At 38.1% G+C, this 17,968-nt stretch carries 9 protein-coding genes and 2 tRNA genes; 7 read left to right on the forward strand and 4 right to left on the reverse strand.

Translation table 11 applies throughout. From position 1 onward, the window contains the following. Positions 1–77 precede the first annotated feature (77 nt). Genes rlmD through GQN54_RS07590 form a run of 3 tightly spaced genes read left to right on the forward strand, consistent with a single transcriptional unit; the run spans position 78 to position 2,626 of the window. Positions 78–1,508 carry a 23S rRNA (uracil(1939)-C(5))-methyltransferase RlmD gene (gene rlmD / locus GQN54_RS07580; RefSeq protein ID WP_160632928.1) on the forward strand — a complete coding sequence of 477 codons (1,431 nt, stop codon included), beginning with the start codon at positions 78–80 and terminating at the stop codon, positions 1,506–1,508. Then, positions 1,505–2,095, forward strand: a complete 591-nt coding sequence (locus GQN54_RS07585) for a class I SAM-dependent methyltransferase (protein ID WP_160632929.1) — start codon at positions 1,505–1,507, stop codon at positions 2,093–2,095. The genes rlmD and GQN54_RS07585 overlap by 4 nt, the downstream gene beginning before the upstream one ends. Positions 2,096–2,116: 21 nt before the next feature. After that, positions 2,117–2,626: a phosphoribosyltransferase family protein gene (locus GQN54_RS07590; protein WP_160632930.1), complete on the forward strand. Its 510-nt coding sequence runs from the start codon at positions 2,117–2,119 to the stop codon at positions 2,624–2,626. Here GQN54_RS07590 and GQN54_RS07595 read toward each other — a convergent pair. After that, positions 2,619–3,116 carry a shikimate kinase gene (locus GQN54_RS07595; protein WP_160632931.1) on the reverse strand — a complete coding sequence of 166 codons (498 nt, stop codon included), beginning with the start codon at positions 3,114–3,116 and terminating at the stop codon, positions 2,619–2,621. The genes GQN54_RS07590 and GQN54_RS07595 overlap by 8 nt on opposite strands. Then, a complete protein-coding gene (locus GQN54_RS07600) occupies positions 3,117–3,932 on the reverse strand; it encodes an SDR family oxidoreductase (protein WP_160632932.1) in 816 nt (271 codons plus the stop codon). A gap of 77 nt (positions 3,933–4,009) precedes the next feature. On the opposite strand from GQN54_RS07600, the gene GQN54_RS07605 reads away from it, so the two are divergent. The 4 genes from GQN54_RS07605 to GQN54_RS07620 all read left to right on the forward strand — a co-directional run bounded on the left by GQN54_RS07605 (position 4,010) and on the right by GQN54_RS07620 (position 6,976). Further along, the gene (locus tag GQN54_RS07605) at positions 4,010–5,173 is read left to right on the forward strand and encodes a GNAT family N-acetyltransferase (protein WP_160632933.1); all 1,164 of its coding nucleotides are present in this window, start codon (positions 4,010–4,012) and stop codon (positions 5,171–5,173) included. Between the two features lie 113 nt (positions 5,174–5,286). Next, positions 5,287–5,359: transfer RNA gene (locus GQN54_RS07610), tRNA-Lys, on the forward strand. A 72-nt stretch (positions 5,360–5,431) separates the two neighbouring features. After that, a tRNA-Leu gene (locus GQN54_RS07615) sits at positions 5,432–5,515 on the forward strand. A 120-nt stretch (positions 5,516–5,635) separates the two neighbouring features. After that, a complete protein-coding gene (locus GQN54_RS07620; protein ID WP_160632934.1) occupies positions 5,636–6,976 on the forward strand; it encodes a T9SS type A sorting domain-containing protein in 1,341 nt (446 codons plus the stop codon). 34 nt (positions 6,977–7,010) lie between these two features. Here GQN54_RS07620 and GQN54_RS07625 read toward each other — a convergent pair whose 3' ends face one another. Continuing rightward, positions 7,011–8,411: an FAD-binding oxidoreductase gene (locus GQN54_RS07625; RefSeq protein ID WP_317163957.1), complete on the reverse strand. Its 1,401-nt coding sequence runs from the start codon at positions 8,409–8,411 to the stop codon at positions 7,011–7,013. Positions 8,412–8,489: 78 nt separating this feature from the next. Further along, positions 8,490–17,858, reverse strand: coding sequence for a PKD domain-containing protein (locus GQN54_RS07630; protein ID WP_160632935.1), 9,369 nt, complete (start codon positions 17,856–17,858; stop codon positions 8,490–8,492). Positions 17,859–17,968 lie beyond the last annotated feature (110 nt).

Genomic DNA, 17,968 nt, shown 5'->3' on the forward strand with positions numbered 1-17,968 from the left:
GCTATAGCAAGAATCTTTTTTATTTGAGATTTCATATCTGATTATTAAAAGCCCTCTTAAAAAACTAATTTTACACCATGGGAAGACGAATTAGAAAGCGCATACCAATCATGGAAAATGTAACCGTATTGGATGCCGTTGCTGAAGGCAAAACACTCGCAAAAGTTGATGATTTGGTTATATTCTTAAACAACGCCGTTCCAGGCGATGTGGTAGACATCCAGGTTTATAAAAAGAAGCGAAACTACGTAGAAGGAAAGGCCATAAAATTTCATAAGTATTCTGACAAAAGGGTTGAGCCATTTTGCGAACATTTTGGCGTTTGTGGTGGATGTAAATGGCAATTTCTTTCATACGAAGACCAGTTGGGTTACAAAGCAAAACAAGTAAAAGACAACCTAGAACGTCTAGCTAAAATTGAATTACCTGACTTTGAGCCTATATTAGGCGCTCCAAAAACCACTTACTATCGAAATAAATTAGAATATACATTTTCAAATAAGCGATGGTTTACGGATGAAGAAATTGCAAAGGAGGATGACTTAGACCAAGATGGATTAGGGTTTCATGTCCCAGGGCGGTTTGACAAAGTATTAGATATTAATCATTGTTATTTACAAGCAGACCCATCGAATCAGATTCGATTAGCAGTAAGAGCTTATGCAAAAGCTAACAACCTATCTTTCTTTGATATTCGTGATCAACATGGTCTGCTCCGAAATTTAATCATACGTACAGCATCCACCGGAGAATTAATGGTCATCGTCGTTTTTTATCAAGAGGAAAAAGATAAACGAATTGGACTATTACAACATTTGGCTGACAAATTTCCTCAGATTACAAGTCTATTGTATGTTATCAATGGTAAGGCTAATGACACGATTGGTGATCAAGAAGTCATTACTTTCAAAGGAAACGATCATATGTTGGAAGCTATGACTGACTTCCAAGATCCAACAAAAAAGATTCAATTTAAAGTAGGTCCAAAATCGTTTTACCAAACCAATTCAGAACAAGCAGAGAACTTATATCAAATCACTGCGAAGTTCGCTAACATCCAACCCAATCAAACGGTTTACGACTTATATACTGGTACAGGAACCATCGCTAATTACATCGCCAAATCAGCAAAAAAAGTAGTTGGTGTAGAATATGTTCCGGAAGCTATTGAAGATGCAAAACACAATTCAGAATTAAACGGAATACAAAACACTTCCTTTTTTGCTGGTGATATGAAAGATGTGTTGACTGCAGATTTTGTTGAAGAAAATGGTAAAGCTGATGTGATAATAACCGATCCACCTAGAGCAGGAATGCATCCTGCAGTTATCGAAAGAATGTTGGAAATGAACGCCGAACGAATTGTTTATGTAAGCTGTAATCCTGCTACACAAGCCAGAGATTTACAAGCATTAGACGCAAATTATAAGGTCATTAAAGTGCAAGCTGTTGACATGTTCCCCCATACCCATCACATCGAAAATGTAGTTTTACTGGAAAGAAAATGAAAGCTGAACTAGACAAGAACTATTGGGACAATCGTTACAAAGAAGGTCAAACTGGATGGGATTTAGGAGAAGTAAGTCCTGCTTTGAAAGCCTACATTGACCAAATTGAAAAGAAGGATTTAAAAATTTTAATTCCTGGTGGCGGCAATGCATATGAGTTAGCCTATCTGCATCAAAAGGGCTTTCACAATTCATACCTGATAGATCTTTCTCCAACGGCACTTTCTAATTTCAAAAAAAATAATCCATCTATACCTGACAAATTCCTAATTGAAGGAAACTATTTTGATCATATTGGTGAATATGATTTGATTATAGAACAAACCTTTTTTTGCGCGATTGACAGAACACTACGAGAAAAATATGCTGAAAAAACTAATGACCTTTTAGTTTCAGGTGGAAAATTAATTGGTTTACTCTGGAGCGAAGACTTTGGAGATGACAGCCCTCCATTCGGAGGCACCAAAAAGGAGTATTTATCTTACTTTACCCCTTATTTCAAAATCCAAGTATTGGAGAATAGTAGAAATAGTATAAAACCGCGAGCGGGAAGAGAATTATTTATGATTCTTCAGAAATTGACTTAAATTTGAAATCAAACGAAGAAAATGGCAGCAAATAAAACTCTGATTTTAGATCACGATAGAATTATTCAAAAGGTAAATAGAATTGCCTATCAAATATTTGAAGACAACTATACTGAAAAAGAAATTATCATTGCAGGAATTGCTCCTAAAGGTTTTCAATTTGCTGAATTGTTGAGTGAAACACTAAAAAGTATTTCAAAAATTAAGATTCAATTAGTAGAGTTGAAGATAAAAAAAGATAACCCTATAGATAGTAAAATTGAGTTATCCCTAAATGAAAAAGACCTTTCTGAAAAGGTAATCATTGTAGTGGACGATGTTTTAAATTCAGGACGTACTTTAATTTATGGCGTCAATTATTTTCTCAACGGTCCAATTAAAAAGCTTTCAACTGCAGTGTTAGTCAACAGAAATCATCGTCGATTTCCTATCAGCGCAGATTATGTTGGGGTTTCTTTATCCACCACCCTACAAGATCATGTAGAAGTATTCTTTAGCCCATCAGGAACACATACTGTGCATCTTAAATAAGTGAGATTATACTTTTAGGAGATTTATTAGGTGAATTATCAATTACTTGTGCGAGGCTGTAATACTTCTCGCGTTCGTTCAGTTTTTTTGTAACAAAATTCTTTAGTTCATCATCCGATAAATCTGCTATTAATGGCCGATTTCCTTTAGCAGCTCTCAATCGGCCGTATAAAACATCAGACGGTAGTTTTAGGTAGATTGTTGTTCCAGATTTATTCATCAAATCCATATTACTAAAGAAGCACGGTGTACCTCCTCCAACTGATAAAACAAAGTCTGAATTCCGATTAATTACCTCAAGTAATGCCTGCTTTTCTAAAATCCTGAACCTATCTTCCCCAATTTCCTTAAATAATTGTGAAATTGATTGGTTGCTCTGATCTTCTATATGTTGATCTAAATCAATAAATGGAATTTCTAAATGGTGTGCTATTTTCTTACCCAATTTCGTTTTGCCACACCCCATAAATCCAAGAAGGAATAACCTCATTTAGTCTAATTTTTCAAAAGGAGAATCAGGTTCCTTTGCCATGGTATTGTACACAGCCCGCTCAAATAATTTGGGAAATATTCGACTCAATCCACGCACTAGCAAACCATCTAAAGTCATTGTCACCGTCCGCTTTCTTTTGACGACTCCTTTATAAATATAATCTGCCACCTTCTCTGCACTCATCATTTTACCCTCTTCACGAGGAGATTTTCCCTGAGGTGAACCATCAGCGGTAAGTGCTGTATTGCGAATATTAGAAGATGTAAAACCAGGGCAAGCCACCATCACATGTAGGCCTGTTTTCTTGTTTTCTGTTCTTAATGAATTTAAAAATCCTTGCATAGCATATTTTGAAGCTGAATATCCTGTTCGTGCTGGCAATCCAATCAACCCACCAACAGATGAAACTCCAACTATTGATCCTTTATTTTTTAAAATATAAGGAAGGGCATATTTAGTTGTATATACAGTTCCCCAAAAATTAACTTGCATAAGCCGCTCGATTACACTTATATCAGCATCTATAAATAATGCTCTCATAGAAATACCCGCATTATTTACTAAAACATCTACGGTACCATAAGCTGCAACAGTTTCATTAACGATTCTTTCACAATCCGACTTTAGGCCTACATCTGCAACAATTCCAACACAGTTGATCCCTTTGGATAGAAAAGTTTTTAGAGTGGATTCAACATTATCTGCATTTCGTGCAACAATAGCTACCTTGCTACCATTCAGCCCAAAGTGCTCTGCAGTTGCTTTGCCAATCCCAGAAGTTGCGCCCGTAACTATGACGACCTTATCTTTCATAGTGCTACTTTATTTGAAAATAAAGATAAAGTGTATTTCTTTGCTGTAAGAAATAATTACGTAAATGTACACTTCCAATGAATATTCTTGAAGTTAACGACAAAAAAAATATAAAAGAGTTTTTAGATTTTCCGAATCGACTGTATAAAAACGATCCTAATTGGATACCTCATTTACGTCAGGATATTGAGAAAGTATTTGATAAAAAGACCAATAAATACTTTCGACATGGAGAAGCTATTCGATGGATTTTAAAGGACAACGAAAATAAAACCATCGGTAGAATTGCAGCTTTTATCAATCAAAAAACATCGAAAGGATTTAAGCAACCGACAGGAGGAATTGGCTTTTTTGAATGTATAAATAATCAAGAGGCGGCGTTCTGTATGTTTGACACCGCAAAAAAATGGTTAGAAGATAGAGGGATGGAGGCCATGGACGGACCAATCAATTTTGGTGAAAAAGACAAATACTGGGGATTAGTAACACAAAACTTTACTGCTCCTCCTTATTATTGTCAAAACTACAATCCCGAGTATTATGTCCCGTTCTTTGAAAATTATGGATTCAAGGTTTACTATGAACAATACATCTACTCTAGAAATACAACTGATGAGTTAGCTGAAGTATTGATAGATAAAGCCAATCGAATTGCAAAAAATCCAGCTTATACCTTTAAAACAATAGACAAATCTGATTTATATAAGTATGCTGAAGATTTTAGGATTATTTACAATCGAGCATGGGTCAAACATGAAGCTTTTAAGTCGATGGAGCACAAACAGGCCATGACAATAATGAAAACAATCAAACCAATCCTTGATGAAGATCTAATCCATTTTGCATATTACAACGATGTTCCGGTTGGATTTTTCATTGCTCTACCTGAAATCAATCAAATTTTCAAACGAATTGGAGACAACTTTAATTGGTGGGGCAAATTAAAATTTGTGGTTTATCAAAAATTAGGAGTAATGGACACTTTTTTCGGATTAGCTTTTGGAATTGATCCAGCTCATCAAGGCAAAGGATTAGAGGGAGCATTGTTTAACAGTATAAAAAAACAAGTTGCTATTAAAAATAAATACAAGGATGTCGTGATTACGTGGATTGGTGACTTCAATCCTAAGATGATCCACGTCATTGAGAATTTAGGAGCTGAAAAATTGAGGACACTTTGTACCTATCGTTACCTTTTCGACCGAGAAAAGCCATTTGAACGCACAAAAGTGATTACGTAAACAACTAACTAAAAGCAACTTGAAAAAGCATTAAAAAAAAAGCAAAAAATGATGCCATTCTTCTTTGTCAATTTGAATAATCGTTTTATATTTGCAACCGCTTAACAAAGCAGGACTTGTTAGCTCAGCTGGTAGAGCACATCCCTTTTAAGGATGGGGTCCTGGGTTCGAACCCCAGACAAGTCACAAAAAAAGGACGGATAATTTTATCTGTCCTTTTTTTGATTTACGCAAAATCGGTTAACTTTAAACAAAATTGCCCCGGTGCTGAAATTGGTAGACAGGCATGGTTGAGGGCCATGTATCCTTATGGATGTGCAGGTTCGAGTCCCGTTCGGGGCACTACAAAAAAGCAGTAAGTATTTCACTTGCTGCTTTTTTATTTCTATTGATTTATAATCTAAAGCAACTATCGTTCTCCCATTGCGTCATTGATTAACTAACCAAAACATCCCTGAAACCATGAAAAAAATAGTATTGTGCATTCTGTTTCCTTTCCTGCCACTCTTGCAAGTTAAAGCGTCCGATTTTGTAGGTGCAGAAATTTCATATAAACATATCTCAGGTAACACCTATGAAATACGAGTAACGTCATTTATCGAATATATTAGTAATCCTATCATTCGTCCAAATTTAACAGTAAACTATAGGAATAACTGTACAATGGGTAGTTTACAACTTCAGTACGACACTAATTATGCATCTAATATTGCCTGCTCTTTAATTGATCCGCATGTTATAATAGAATATAAAACTCAATTCACTTTTGCAGGACTTAATTGTAATGGAGTAGAACTGACACTTGATGCTCCTTGTTGTATGCCTGTATACAATAACTTGCAGAGCCCTTCTCCTATAGAGGAAGTTAAAGCGGAAATTTTATATTTTAGCCGACAGAACACCTCTGCTGAATTCAATACTTCGGTCATAAAATTTGCTCAAAAAAACAGTACTACAGACATTGATTTATCAGCTTCTGATATTAATGGAGATTCCTTAGTTTATACTCTTGCAGATGCTTCAGGAACCTATGCGTCAGGATATACATTTAATGATCCATTTGGCCCTAATGGAACCTCTATCCTAAATCCCTCCACAGGAGTTTTAACTGTCACACCGACTGCTATAGGTACATACCTCATAAATGTGCTTGTTTCCGAGTATAAAAATGGAAATTTAGCAGGAACAAGTCAACGAGAATGGGCTATTGATGTCATCGACAATGTGGCTACCAATCACAATCCCAGTCTAAGTGGAATTAACAATACTACTAACTATTCAATATCAGCTTGCATTGGTGATACTGTTAGTTTTTTTGCTAGTATTACAGATCTTGACACTAATCAAAATGTACTTGTTAAGTTGCTAACCACACTGCCTTTCTCTAAATTAACTACTGTGGGGAGAACTATAAACTTTAAATGGATCTTAAATAGTAGTATTACTCCAGGAGTCTACCATCCAAAAATTCAACTGAATGATCAAAATTGTGGAGTAACTACTTCTATTTTTAACATCACTGTAAATCCCTGTATTTCAACAACGGTTGATGAACCAATACCTAGTGTCAGTTTTACATTTTATCCCAATCCTTCAAGCGGAAACATTTTACTTAATTTAAATCCAAAAAGTATAAATACTATCATTTCTTTGCGGTCGATTACAGGTTCACTGATTAAAGAAATACAAATTACAAATGATCAGCAAGAGTTGGATCTATCCGATTTAGAAAATGGAATCTATTTTATATCTATTCCAACATCAAAAGGTGTTCTCACTAAAAAAATCATATTAACAAAATAAACCTCTAAGGGAATGAATTAAATTCATTCCCTTTTTACTTCCAAATTTTCTTAGGGTTCATAATTCCGTTTGGGTCAAATACGTTTTTAATCCCCTTCATCAATTCTATTTGTGTTGAACTAAATACGATATCCAAAAAATCACGCTGTACATACCCTATTCCATGTTCACCTGAAATAGTTCCTCCCAAGCGACTTACTTCAGAAAACAACTTTCTAATAGCCTCATTTAGGGTCGTATTCCAAAACTCATCGCTTAGAGAGTCTTTCAATATATTAATATGCAAATTTCCATCCCCAGCATGACCATAACAGACAGAACGGAATCCATATTCCGCACCGATTAACTTCACCTTTTTTAGCAACTCGGGTAATGATGCTCTAGGCACTACAGTATCTTCTTCTTTATAGATAGACTGCTTTTTTACCGCCTCACCTACAACTCTTCTTAAACGCCATAAATTATTTTTTTGAGCTTCGTTTTCTGCTATCAACACTTCACCGCAATCAAATTGCTCTACAACAGAAAAAATCTTCTCCAAATCACTCATTAAAATAGCATCTTCATTCCCATCGACCTCAATAAGTAGGTGTGCTTGAGTTTGATCATCCAGCTCTAAACTATAATCATTGATGAACTTTTGAGCCATTAAAATAGCATCTCGCTCCATTAACTCCATCGCAGAAGGAATAACTCCCATTTTAAAAATTGCTGAAACTGCACTAGCTGCATCTTCAATTGAATTAAAAGGCACTAGCATTAAGGAGTCCAATTTAGGGTGTGGAATCAACCTCAATACTATTTTAGTTACAACTCCTAATGTTCCTTCACTTCCAATAATTAGCTGAGTTAAATTGTACCCTGTAGCATTCTTTAAAACATTTGCGCCAGTCCAAACAACTTCACCATTCGGCAAAACCAATTCTAAGTTTAAAACATAGTCTTTAACTACACCATATTTTACCGCCTTCGGTCCTCCAGAATTTTCTGCGATATTGCCTCCGATAAAACAGCTGCCTTTACTTGCAGGGTCTGGGGGATAAAACAATCCCCTTTCCTTTACTGCATTCTGAAGCACTTCCGTTATAACACCGGGCTCGGTCGTCACTTGTAGATTATCTTCATCAATATGAAGTATTTGATTCAATTTTTCAGTAGACAACATAACCCCTCCTTCAATTGCTAAGGCTCCTCCACTTAGTCCTGTACCTGCTCCTCTTGGTGTTACGGCAATATTGTGTTGATTACAGTAAGCCATAATTTGTGACACTTCACTAGTATTCTCAGGCATTAGAACTAACTCAGGATAAAAAGTAAGGTCCTCTGTGTGGTCATGAGAATAAACATCAAATAGAGTAGACTGTGCTAAATGATGAGCGGAACATACCCCAATTAAATTATCTATATCAGTTTTTGTTATTTTCTTGTAATTCACTTGATCTATTTTTTAACTATAAAAAAACCGTTTCTTTCACGATTGTGAATAGAAACGGTTCCTACAAGTTGTAGTATTTTATCTTGTCAAGAATACACTTCCTTTCACCTGTGCATCTTGTAGTTGTATGACATAAAAATAAGTCCCCGGAGCTGCTTTCTCACCGCTTTGGGTTCTTCCATCCCATCCACTTTTTTCAGTATTGGAAGTGTAAACTACTTCTCCCCAACGGTTAAAAATAGTCACTTCCACACAATTGGCTAAATCCCCTTTGTAATTAATTCTAAATACATCATTAATTCCATCTCCATTTGGAGAGAACACATTGGTTTGAACCAGCTCTAGATAGTTGTCAACATTTCCGATATTAACAGCTTTTATGATACTATCTGAACAACTTTGATTCTGTGCAATTAGTGTAACACTATTCACACTATTAAAAGTAAAGTCTAATAGTGGTTCAAATCCTGAAATTGTGTCTAAAGATCCATTAACAATCCATTTATAATCTATCCCGTTTATACTTCTGTTTTCTATATTTGTCAATAAGCCCTCACACTCTGGAGTGAAGTCTAATTCGAAATCTGCAATTGGCTTAGGCTTCACTTCGACTATCATACTGTCGATGTCGTAGCAACCTAAAGCATTTCTGACCTCTAGAAAGTATTTAGTTGTTACTAAAGGATTGGCTATCGGATTTTTAATGGTATCATTATTTAAATCCGCAGAAGGAGACCATAAATAGGTAATACCAGTGGTATCTCCTGATAGTACAGGACTTAATCTTACAGACTCTGTTTCACATAATTCAATATCTGAAATTGTTACATCAAACACTTCCACAACAACAGTATCTCTATCAAAACAGCCATTAATATCAGTACCTATAACTATATATGTCGTGGTGGTATCAGGAAATGCAATTGGGTTAGCTATAAATGGGTCAGATAAGCCAATAATCGGACTCCAAGCATAGGTTAAAGCTCCAGAAGCTTGCATTTGAACGATATCTCCCTTACACATTACGGTATCAACTCCGGCATCTACTACAGGTAGAGGATTAACGGTAACTAATATTGAATCTATAGCGACACATGCATTTCCATCTTCTACTTCTAAATAATACATGGTGGTTACTAAAGGAGAGCAAATTGGATTCTGAACAGTATCGAAGTTCAGTTGTGTAGAAGGTGTCCAAGTATATTTAGCTCCTACCGGCCCTGAAGGAATTCCTCCTAAAATTACTGTATCTCCAATACAAACTGCCAAGTCATTTCCTGCATCAATTACTGGTAAAGGATTTACTGTTACTGTAATTCGATCTGATTTAAAACAACCATTGGCCCCAATTCCAACAACAGTGTAGGTAGTTGTTGTGGTAGTGAAAACCTTTGGATTTGCAATTGTAGGATTACTTAATCCGGTTGCAGGAGTCCAAATATAAGATGATGCACCAGTGGCATTTATTTGTGCAGTATCTCCAAAACAGTAGGTAATGTCTGGACCTGCATCTGTCAGCGGTAAAGTATCCACCTGAATATTTAAGTTAAATGTATCACTACATGCTAAGTCAGAAGTAACTATCAACTGAACATTAAATACTCCATGGTTGCCATATGTATAAGTTGGTGAAGCACTATTAGAAGTTCCCACTCCATCTCCAAAATCCCAATTCCAATCGACAATAGAACCAGTTGCAACTGTTGAAAGATCTGTGAAGGTTGTCACTGCTCCTTGACAAACTGTATCTGCTTCAAACAAGGCCACAGGTCTTGGATTTACAAAAACAGTAACTGAGTCGATATTTTCACAACCATTTCCATCAACTCCAGTAACATAATATTTTGTCGTAATGATCGGATTGGCTATAGGGTTAGCAATAGCAGCATTAGACAAACCGGTAACAGGTGTCCAAGTATAATTCAAAGCTCCCGTTGCAGTCAATTGAGTTTCTTCTTGCTCACAAATCGTAACATCAGTCCCAGCATCAACAACAGGTAAAGGATTAACCGTTATTGTCATTGAATCTATTCCAAAACAACCATTTGCATCAGTAACTGTTACGAAATACTTGGTAGTTACTGTTGGAAAGGCATTGGGATTAGGAATTGAAGGATTACTCAACCCAGTATTCGGACTCCATGCAAATGTGTTAGCAGGGGCGCCTGTTGGAGAACCTCCAATAATTACCGTATCTCCAGAACAAATGGTAAAATCAGGACCTGCTTCAGCTGATGGATTAGGATGAACAGTAACGACATTCGTAATTGAATCCTTACAGCCCATATCTGAAGTAACTACCAATTTAACATTAAAGGTTCCGGCTGTTAAGTATAAATGCTTTGGATTTTGTGCCGTCACCAATGGCGAAGCATCACCAAAATCCCAACTCCAATTAGTAATGGTTCCACCAGTAATACTAGACAAATCGGTAAAAATAGTAGTATCATTCAAACAATTGGTTGTAGCAGAAAAGGCTGCCGTAATAATTGGATTAACTGTCACAATCACAGAATCTAGACCAACACAAGTATCATTTGTAGTCATTACATAATATTTGGTCGTCGTAGCAGGTGAGGCTTTAGGATTTGCAACATTTGGATTGCTTAATCCAGCGGCTGGTGTCCAAGAGTAGGTAGTATTCAAAGGAGAAGTAGGCATACCTCCAAGGGTTACACTATCATTTAAACATATAGTTTGATCAGCACCGGCCTCGGTAGGAACTGCAGGAGAATACAATACGAATACTGAATCACGACTTCTACATCCATTAGCATCAAAGCCAGTCACATAATAAGTGGTAGACGCCGTTGGTGTTGCCAAAGGATTTGAAATATTTAAATTACTTAAAGTTGGATGTGGATCCCATGTATAGGTTAACCCACCAGTCGCTTGTAATTGAGTTGAAAAACCAGGACACACATAAGCCGAATCACCAGCATCAATCGTTGGTAAAGGGTTGATAGAAACCAATACATCATCTGTAGCTGTGCAGCCATTCGCATCTGTAACTGTAACTGTATAAACCGTTGGAACTATAGGAAAGGCGCGTGGATTGGCCACTGCAGGGTTAATTAATGAGGATGCTGGGCTCCAAGCATAGGATACTCCAGTAGGACTTGTAGGAGCTCCTCCTATGGTAACTGTATCATTTAAACAAACAAACACATCAGGTCCTGCACTAACAGTTGGCAATGGATTAACAGTAACTGTCACTTGATCTGAAGCGGTACAACCATTCACATCAGTAACCAAAACACTATAGGTAGTAGTCACACTCGGACTTGCTGAAGGATTTGATGCCACAAAATTGGTTAACCCAGTTGTAGGGCTCCACAAATAGGTAGAACCAGCAGGACCAGTTGGTGAACCGCCTATAGGTGCCGATTCTCCTAAGCAAATTATTTGATCACTACCTGCATCTACTATTGGAAGTGGATTCACCGTAATTTCAATATCATCAGTAGATACACAGCCGTTGGCATCAGTAACTGTAACAGTGTATACGGTAGTAGTTGTTGGCGTTGCGATTGGATTAGAAACCGTAGAACTTGATAATGTGGCAGATGGTGACCATACATAACTTGATCCTGCAGGACCTGTAGGGTTTCCACCTATTGCAGCGCTACCTCCAATACAGATCGCTCGATCTGCTCCTGCACTTACCGTTGGACTTTGATTCACAAGAACTGTCACTTGATCCGTTGCTGTACAGCCATTTCCATCTGTTGCAATTACCGTATATATTGTGGTCGTTAAAGGTGATGCTGTTGGGTTGGATAGTGATGGATTATTCAATGTCGCTGCTGGAGTCCAAGCGAAAGAAGTCGCTGTTGCACTTGTTGGCGAACCACCAATTGTAGCAGAAAAACCAGCACAAATTGTTTGGTCGCTACCTGCGTCTACAATAGGATTTGGGTTAACATTGACCCTTACTACATCTGTTGATGTACAACCTGCTCCGCTTGTAACAGTAACTGTATAATCAGTAGTTACTGTTGGATTAGCAGTTGGATTAGAAACTATCGTACTAGATAATCCAGTAGATGGGCTCCAAGAATATGTTGCTCCAATTGGTCCTGTAGGGCTTCCTCCAATGGTAGTCGATTTTCCATTGCAAATGGTTTGATCAACTCCTGCATCTGCATTTGGTAGTGGGTTGATAGTAACTTCTACATCGTCAGTTGCAGTACATCCATTCACATCAGTAACCGTTACCGTATAAATTGTATTAACAACAGGAGATGCAATTGGATTTGAAACTGTTGAACTTGATAATGTTCCCGAAGGTGACCAAGAATAACTCGAACCAGCAGGTCCTGTTGGACTACCACCAATTGCTATACTTCCACCAGGGCATATTGCTTGATCCGGCCCAGCACTTACGGTAGGACTCTGATTTACATTAACTGTAACTTGATCAGTAGCAGTACAACCATTGACATCTGTTACGACAACAGTATAAGTCGTAGTAACCAATGGAGTTGCTACAGGATTTGACGATGTTGCATTGCTTAAGGTCGTTGCAGGAGTCCATGAAAAAGAAGTCGCTGTTGGGCTTGTAGGAGATCCACCAATTGGGGTGGAAAATCCTACGCAAACTGTTTGGTCAGCACCGGCGTCAACCGTCGGATTGGGGTTAACTGTTACACGCACCACATCAGTAGATGTACATCCTACACCACTTGTAACCGTCACAGTATAGTCGGTTGTTATAGTTGGATTAGCAATTGGATTAGAAACAATAGCACTAGATAATCCCGTAGTTGGACTCCATGCATAAGTTGCTCCTGATGGGCCTGTTGGACTTCCGCCGATAGTTGTTGTATTTCCATTACATATTACTTTATCTGTTCCAGCATCTGCACTCGGCAACGCATTTATTGTCACTTCAACATCGTCAGTTGCAGTACAACCGTTAGCATCCGTTACAGTCACTGTATAGATAGTATTTACCAAAGGAGAAGCTATTGGATTAGAAACAGTACTATTCGACAATGAAGCACTTGGCGACCATGTATAAGTTGACCCTATTGGTCCAGTTGGACTTCCTCCTATTGCAATACTCCCGCCAGGACAAATTGACTGATCTGCTCCAGCGCTTACTACAGGACTTGCATTAATATCAACAACCACTTGATCCGTTGAAGTACAGCCATTGGCATCAGTCACAAGGACAGTGTAGGTTGTTCTTGTGGTTGGACTTGCTACTGGGTTAGATATTGAAGCATTATTTAATCCAGTTATTGGTGTCCAAGAAAAGGTGATTGCAGTTGCACTAGTAGGTGAACCACCAATGACAACGGAACTTCCATTACAGATAACTTGATCCACACCAGCATCAACTGTTGGATTAGGATTTACGGTTACTCTAACAATATCCGTTGAGGAGCAACCAACACCACTTGTTACTGTAACTGTATAATCAGTGGTAACAGTTGGGTTAGCAGTTGGATTAGAAACAGAAGTACTAGACAAACCAGTTGCAGGACTCCATGCATAAGAAGCCCCTGCAGGCCCAGTGGGACTTCCTCCTATTGTTGTTGATTTTCCATCACAAATTATTTTGTCTGCACCTGCATCCGCAGTTGGCACTGAATTAATTGTCACTTCAACATCGTCAGTAGCGGTACAACCATTTGCATCAGTTACTGTAACCGTATAAATCGTATTCACTATAGGTGATGCGATTGGATTTGAAACGTTGCTATTAGATAAGGTTCCAGCAGGGGACCAAGAAAAAGAAACTCCTGTAGCACTGGTAGGGCTGCCACCTATAGCAATACTTCCTCCTGGGCAAATTGATTTGTCTGTTCCAGCACTTATCACTGGAGACGGATTTACATTTACCACAACTTGATCTGATGCGGTACAACCTGCAGCGTCAGTAACGACCACTGTATAAATTCTGGTTGTTGTTGGGTTTGCTATTGGGTTAGCAACAGATACACTAGACAAACCTGTCGCAGGACTCCAGCTAAAAGTAGATCCTGCAGCACCTGTAGGGCTTCCACCTATTGTCGTAGAACTTCCAATACAAATCGTTTTATCAGCACCTGCATCAACAGTTGGAATCGCTCCAATAGAAACAGTAACTTGATCAGTTCCTGTACAACCATTCGCGTCTGTAACCAATACTGTATATATAGTCGTGCTTGCAGGGTTGGCAGTAGGGTTTGAAGCTGTAGCACTCGATAAACCTGTAGATGGACTCCATAAATAAGTAGAACCAATATTTCCTGTTGGAGAACCTCCAATTGGTTGACCTACTCCAACACAAATTATTTTATCCGGACCTGCGTCTGCAAATGCAGATGGATTAACTGTTACTCGAACTTGATCCGTTCCTGTGCATCCATTGACATCAGTAACCAATACTGTATAGTTAGTGGTAGTCGAAGGACTGGCAACTGGATTAGCCACAGATGTACTCGATAACCCAGTTGAAGGACTCCAAGCATAATTAGAACCAGGACTTCCAGTTGGGCTTCCTCCAATTGCTACGTTTCCTCCCACACAAATTGTTTTATCAGCACCTGCGTTTGCAGCAGCATTGGCATTAACAGTAACAACTACTTGATCAGTTGAAGTACATCCATTAGAATTCCTTACGGTAACCGTATAGGTTGTCGTGGTGGATGGATTAGCAGTTGGATTAAAGGCAGAAGTGCTGCTTAAACCAGTTGCTGGAGACCAAGTAACAGTGTTTCCTGCAGTAGTTGTTGGGCTACCTCCTATAACTACTGAACCACCAGTGCAAATTGTTTTATCTGCTCCCGCATTGGCTGTAGGAATAGGGTTTACAGTAACAACCACTTGATCGGTGGCAGTACAATTTGGACCATCTGACACTACCACGGTATAAGTTGTAGTTGTTGTTGGATTGGCCGTTGGGTTGGCAGCTGTTGTACTAGATAATCCTGTTGCGGGACTCCACGAGATCGTTGCGGTTGAACTATTGGTAGTAGGACTACCTCCAATAACCGTATTACTTCCTGCACAAATAGTTTTATCTGCTCCGGCATTAGCTGTTGGGATATTTGAAACCGTCACAGTTACTTGATCAACGCTTGTACAAGCAGATGCATCTGAAACTGTAACCGTATAAGTTGTTGTTACAGCAGGACTAGCAGTAGGGTTAAAAGCAGTAGTACTACTTAAACCTGTTGCAGGAGACCATAAAACTGAATTACCTGCTAAAGTGGTTGGTGCTCCTCCTATTTGTACATTACCTCCTACACAAATGGACTTATTTATTCCGGCGTCTACAGGAGGTGAGTTGGTCACAGCAACCTGTTTGGTAATTGTCTTGGTACAATTCAAATTGGTAGTAACTGTTAGAGTGACATTATAGGTACCTGCAGCAGAATAAGTATATGATGGATTTTGTTGAGTAGAAGTTCCAGAGCCATCCCCAAAATTCCAAGACCATGAAGTAATAACTCCTGAAGTTACCGTAGACAAATCTGTAAACACAACTGGCAAAGAGGAACAGCTTGCAACAAACGAGAAGTCTGCTACTGGGTCAGGAGCTGTATAATTAAAATTAAACAGATTCGAAGAGGATTGGCAAGCGACTAAAGAATTATCTCGCTGCACACGATAATTTATAGATCCTGTACAACTATTTAAAGGATTACAAAAAGTCGTTGTAGTAGAATTGGTGGTTCCAATCTGGACACCGTTTCTGAAAATACGATAGTTCCCAGAAGATCCTAAAGAATTAAATTGATTCCAACTTAAATTAGCACAACCATTTGCGGCATCTAAAGTCGTATTTAAAAATAGGGTAGACAATGTATCTTTTGCTGGAGTAAGAATCGCATCATTACAACCAGATCTACTTCGAATATAATAATATCGTGCAGCATTATTTGCTCCTGCACCAACGTGAGTATAATTTAATGTATTGTAATTAAATATACTATCTACAATTGTAAACGGCCCATTTGGATTCAAAGAGCTGAATATCATCCAAGCATTAAAAGAATTGGAGGTATCAATGGGTTGATTCCACGTCAATTCGACATCACCATTAGACTTAACATCAAGGCAATGAATATCGGGAGACTTTATGACCTCTTCGGCTAAAACCGTTATTGAAATGGTAACAATTCGCTGAGATGGAGCCGGACAAGAATTATCTACTGCCCGTATCACAAAATTGTAAGTATTGCTTGAGCTCACACAACCATCATTATTGGCAATGTGATCACAAGTTGTTTGCCATGAGAAACTATTGGCTACTGCCACTAACCCCTTAGCCGGCATTGGTTGACTAAACACTGCACAAGGTGGTGTAGAACATCCAGCATTGGGGTTGGTAAAATTAGCACCAAACTGACGTCCACTAGCATATACGTATACTGAATCAATAGTAGGATTTAAAAGTGCATCAAATTGATCAAAAGCTTGCAAATTAAAATTAACAAGTGCTCCTGCTTTCACTGTATCTCTAAATGAATCATTAACACCAGGTGTAGACTGAAATGGAGGCACTATCACAGGCGCACGATTAGCTGGACAGGAACCCAATAAAACCGTTTGAATATCTCTATAGATTTCAGCAGTTTTAACTCCACAACGATACGACTCTACTCTCACTACCGAAACAAACTCTCCTGATGTAAACGACTGATAACTAATCTCTCCTGTTGCCGTATTTAAAGAGGCAGGAATATTATTGGGATTTTGAGCAGTCCCTGGAAAAGGAGAATTAAAGGAATAACCATTCACAAATCCAACATTTGCAGGAACCGAACCTTCAACAAACCTTCCACTTAATGAATTTAAAGGTTGTGCCCAAGAATAAACTAGTGAATCCAATTCAGGGTCTTCTGCATTATGGTTATAGGTATAAGGGCTTCCAATACACAAAATAGAAGCAGGTGCTTCTGAAAACTTGGGAGATTGATCATAACATGTATTCGCATTTTGACCATTGAAAGCAAACATTTTTGCCCTCAATGTCATACCCGCACCTCCAGGATTGGATAAATTGTCAATTGCATTATTTCGAGTACTCCCAGTCCATGTAAAAATCCAGCCATCAGGCCCTGGGACACCATTTAGAGTAATAGGATTTGTTGTAAATACATGCTCTTCTACAGCTCCAGGAATCTGAGGATTACTGCCAGTTGAAATATCTGTATTTGGAGGGTTACATGGCTTTGTACCACAAGTGGCACTAATATCTTTGATCGTGGGGTTACTCATAGTTGCGATACTAGTAACAACCCCAAAAGTGGGATAATTACTAACCCTAAGTATTTGATTACCGGTCAAAGGAATTCCGTTACAATCCCTATAAATTTTTACTGTAAAAATATATTGGTTACTCCCGTTACATTCCCAAGTAATTTCCCCTCCCATATAATGAGATGCATATAACGAATTAGAGAATATAGCGAAAACAAAAACTAAAGCAATTTTGTAGAAACTTTTCATCAATTTGGTAGTAATTGAATAAATAAAATAATTGTTAAAAATACAAAAATATATACTTGGATGACGCAATAAATAGCAATTAGTTGCTTGACGTAGTAGGTAAGATTCAC

The organism is Acidiluteibacter ferrifornacis (assembly GCF_009909615.1).
Taxonomy (GTDB): domain Bacteria; phylum Bacteroidota; class Bacteroidia; order Flavobacteriales_E; family Vicingaceae; genus Acidiluteibacter; species Acidiluteibacter ferrifornacis.

Coding starts and splice junctions, on each gene's coding strand:
- GQN54_RS07605 (WP_160632933.1), top strand. CDS start 4,010: ATGAATATTCTTGAAGTTAACGACAAAAAAAATATAAAAGAGTTTTTA.
- GQN54_RS07600 (WP_160632932.1), bottom strand. CDS start 3,932: ATGAAAGATAAGGTCGTCATAGTTACGGGCGCAACTTCTGGGATTGGC.
- GQN54_RS07585 (WP_160632929.1), top strand. CDS start 1,505: ATGAAAGCTGAACTAGACAAGAACTATTGGGACAATCGTTACAAAGAA.
- rlmD (WP_160632928.1), top strand. CDS start 78: ATGGGAAGACGAATTAGAAAGCGCATACCAATCATGGAAAATGTAACC.
- GQN54_RS07620 (WP_160632934.1), top strand. CDS start 5,636: ATGAAAAAAATAGTATTGTGCATTCTGTTTCCTTTCCTGCCACTCTTG.
- GQN54_RS07590 (WP_160632930.1), top strand. CDS start 2,117: ATGGCAGCAAATAAAACTCTGATTTTAGATCACGATAGAATTATTCAA.
- GQN54_RS07595 (WP_160632931.1), bottom strand. CDS start 3,116: ATGAGGTTATTCCTTCTTGGATTTATGGGGTGTGGCAAAACGAAATTG.
- GQN54_RS07630 (WP_160632935.1), bottom strand. CDS start 17,858: ATGAAAAGTTTCTACAAAATTGCTTTAGTTTTTGTTTTCGCTATATTC.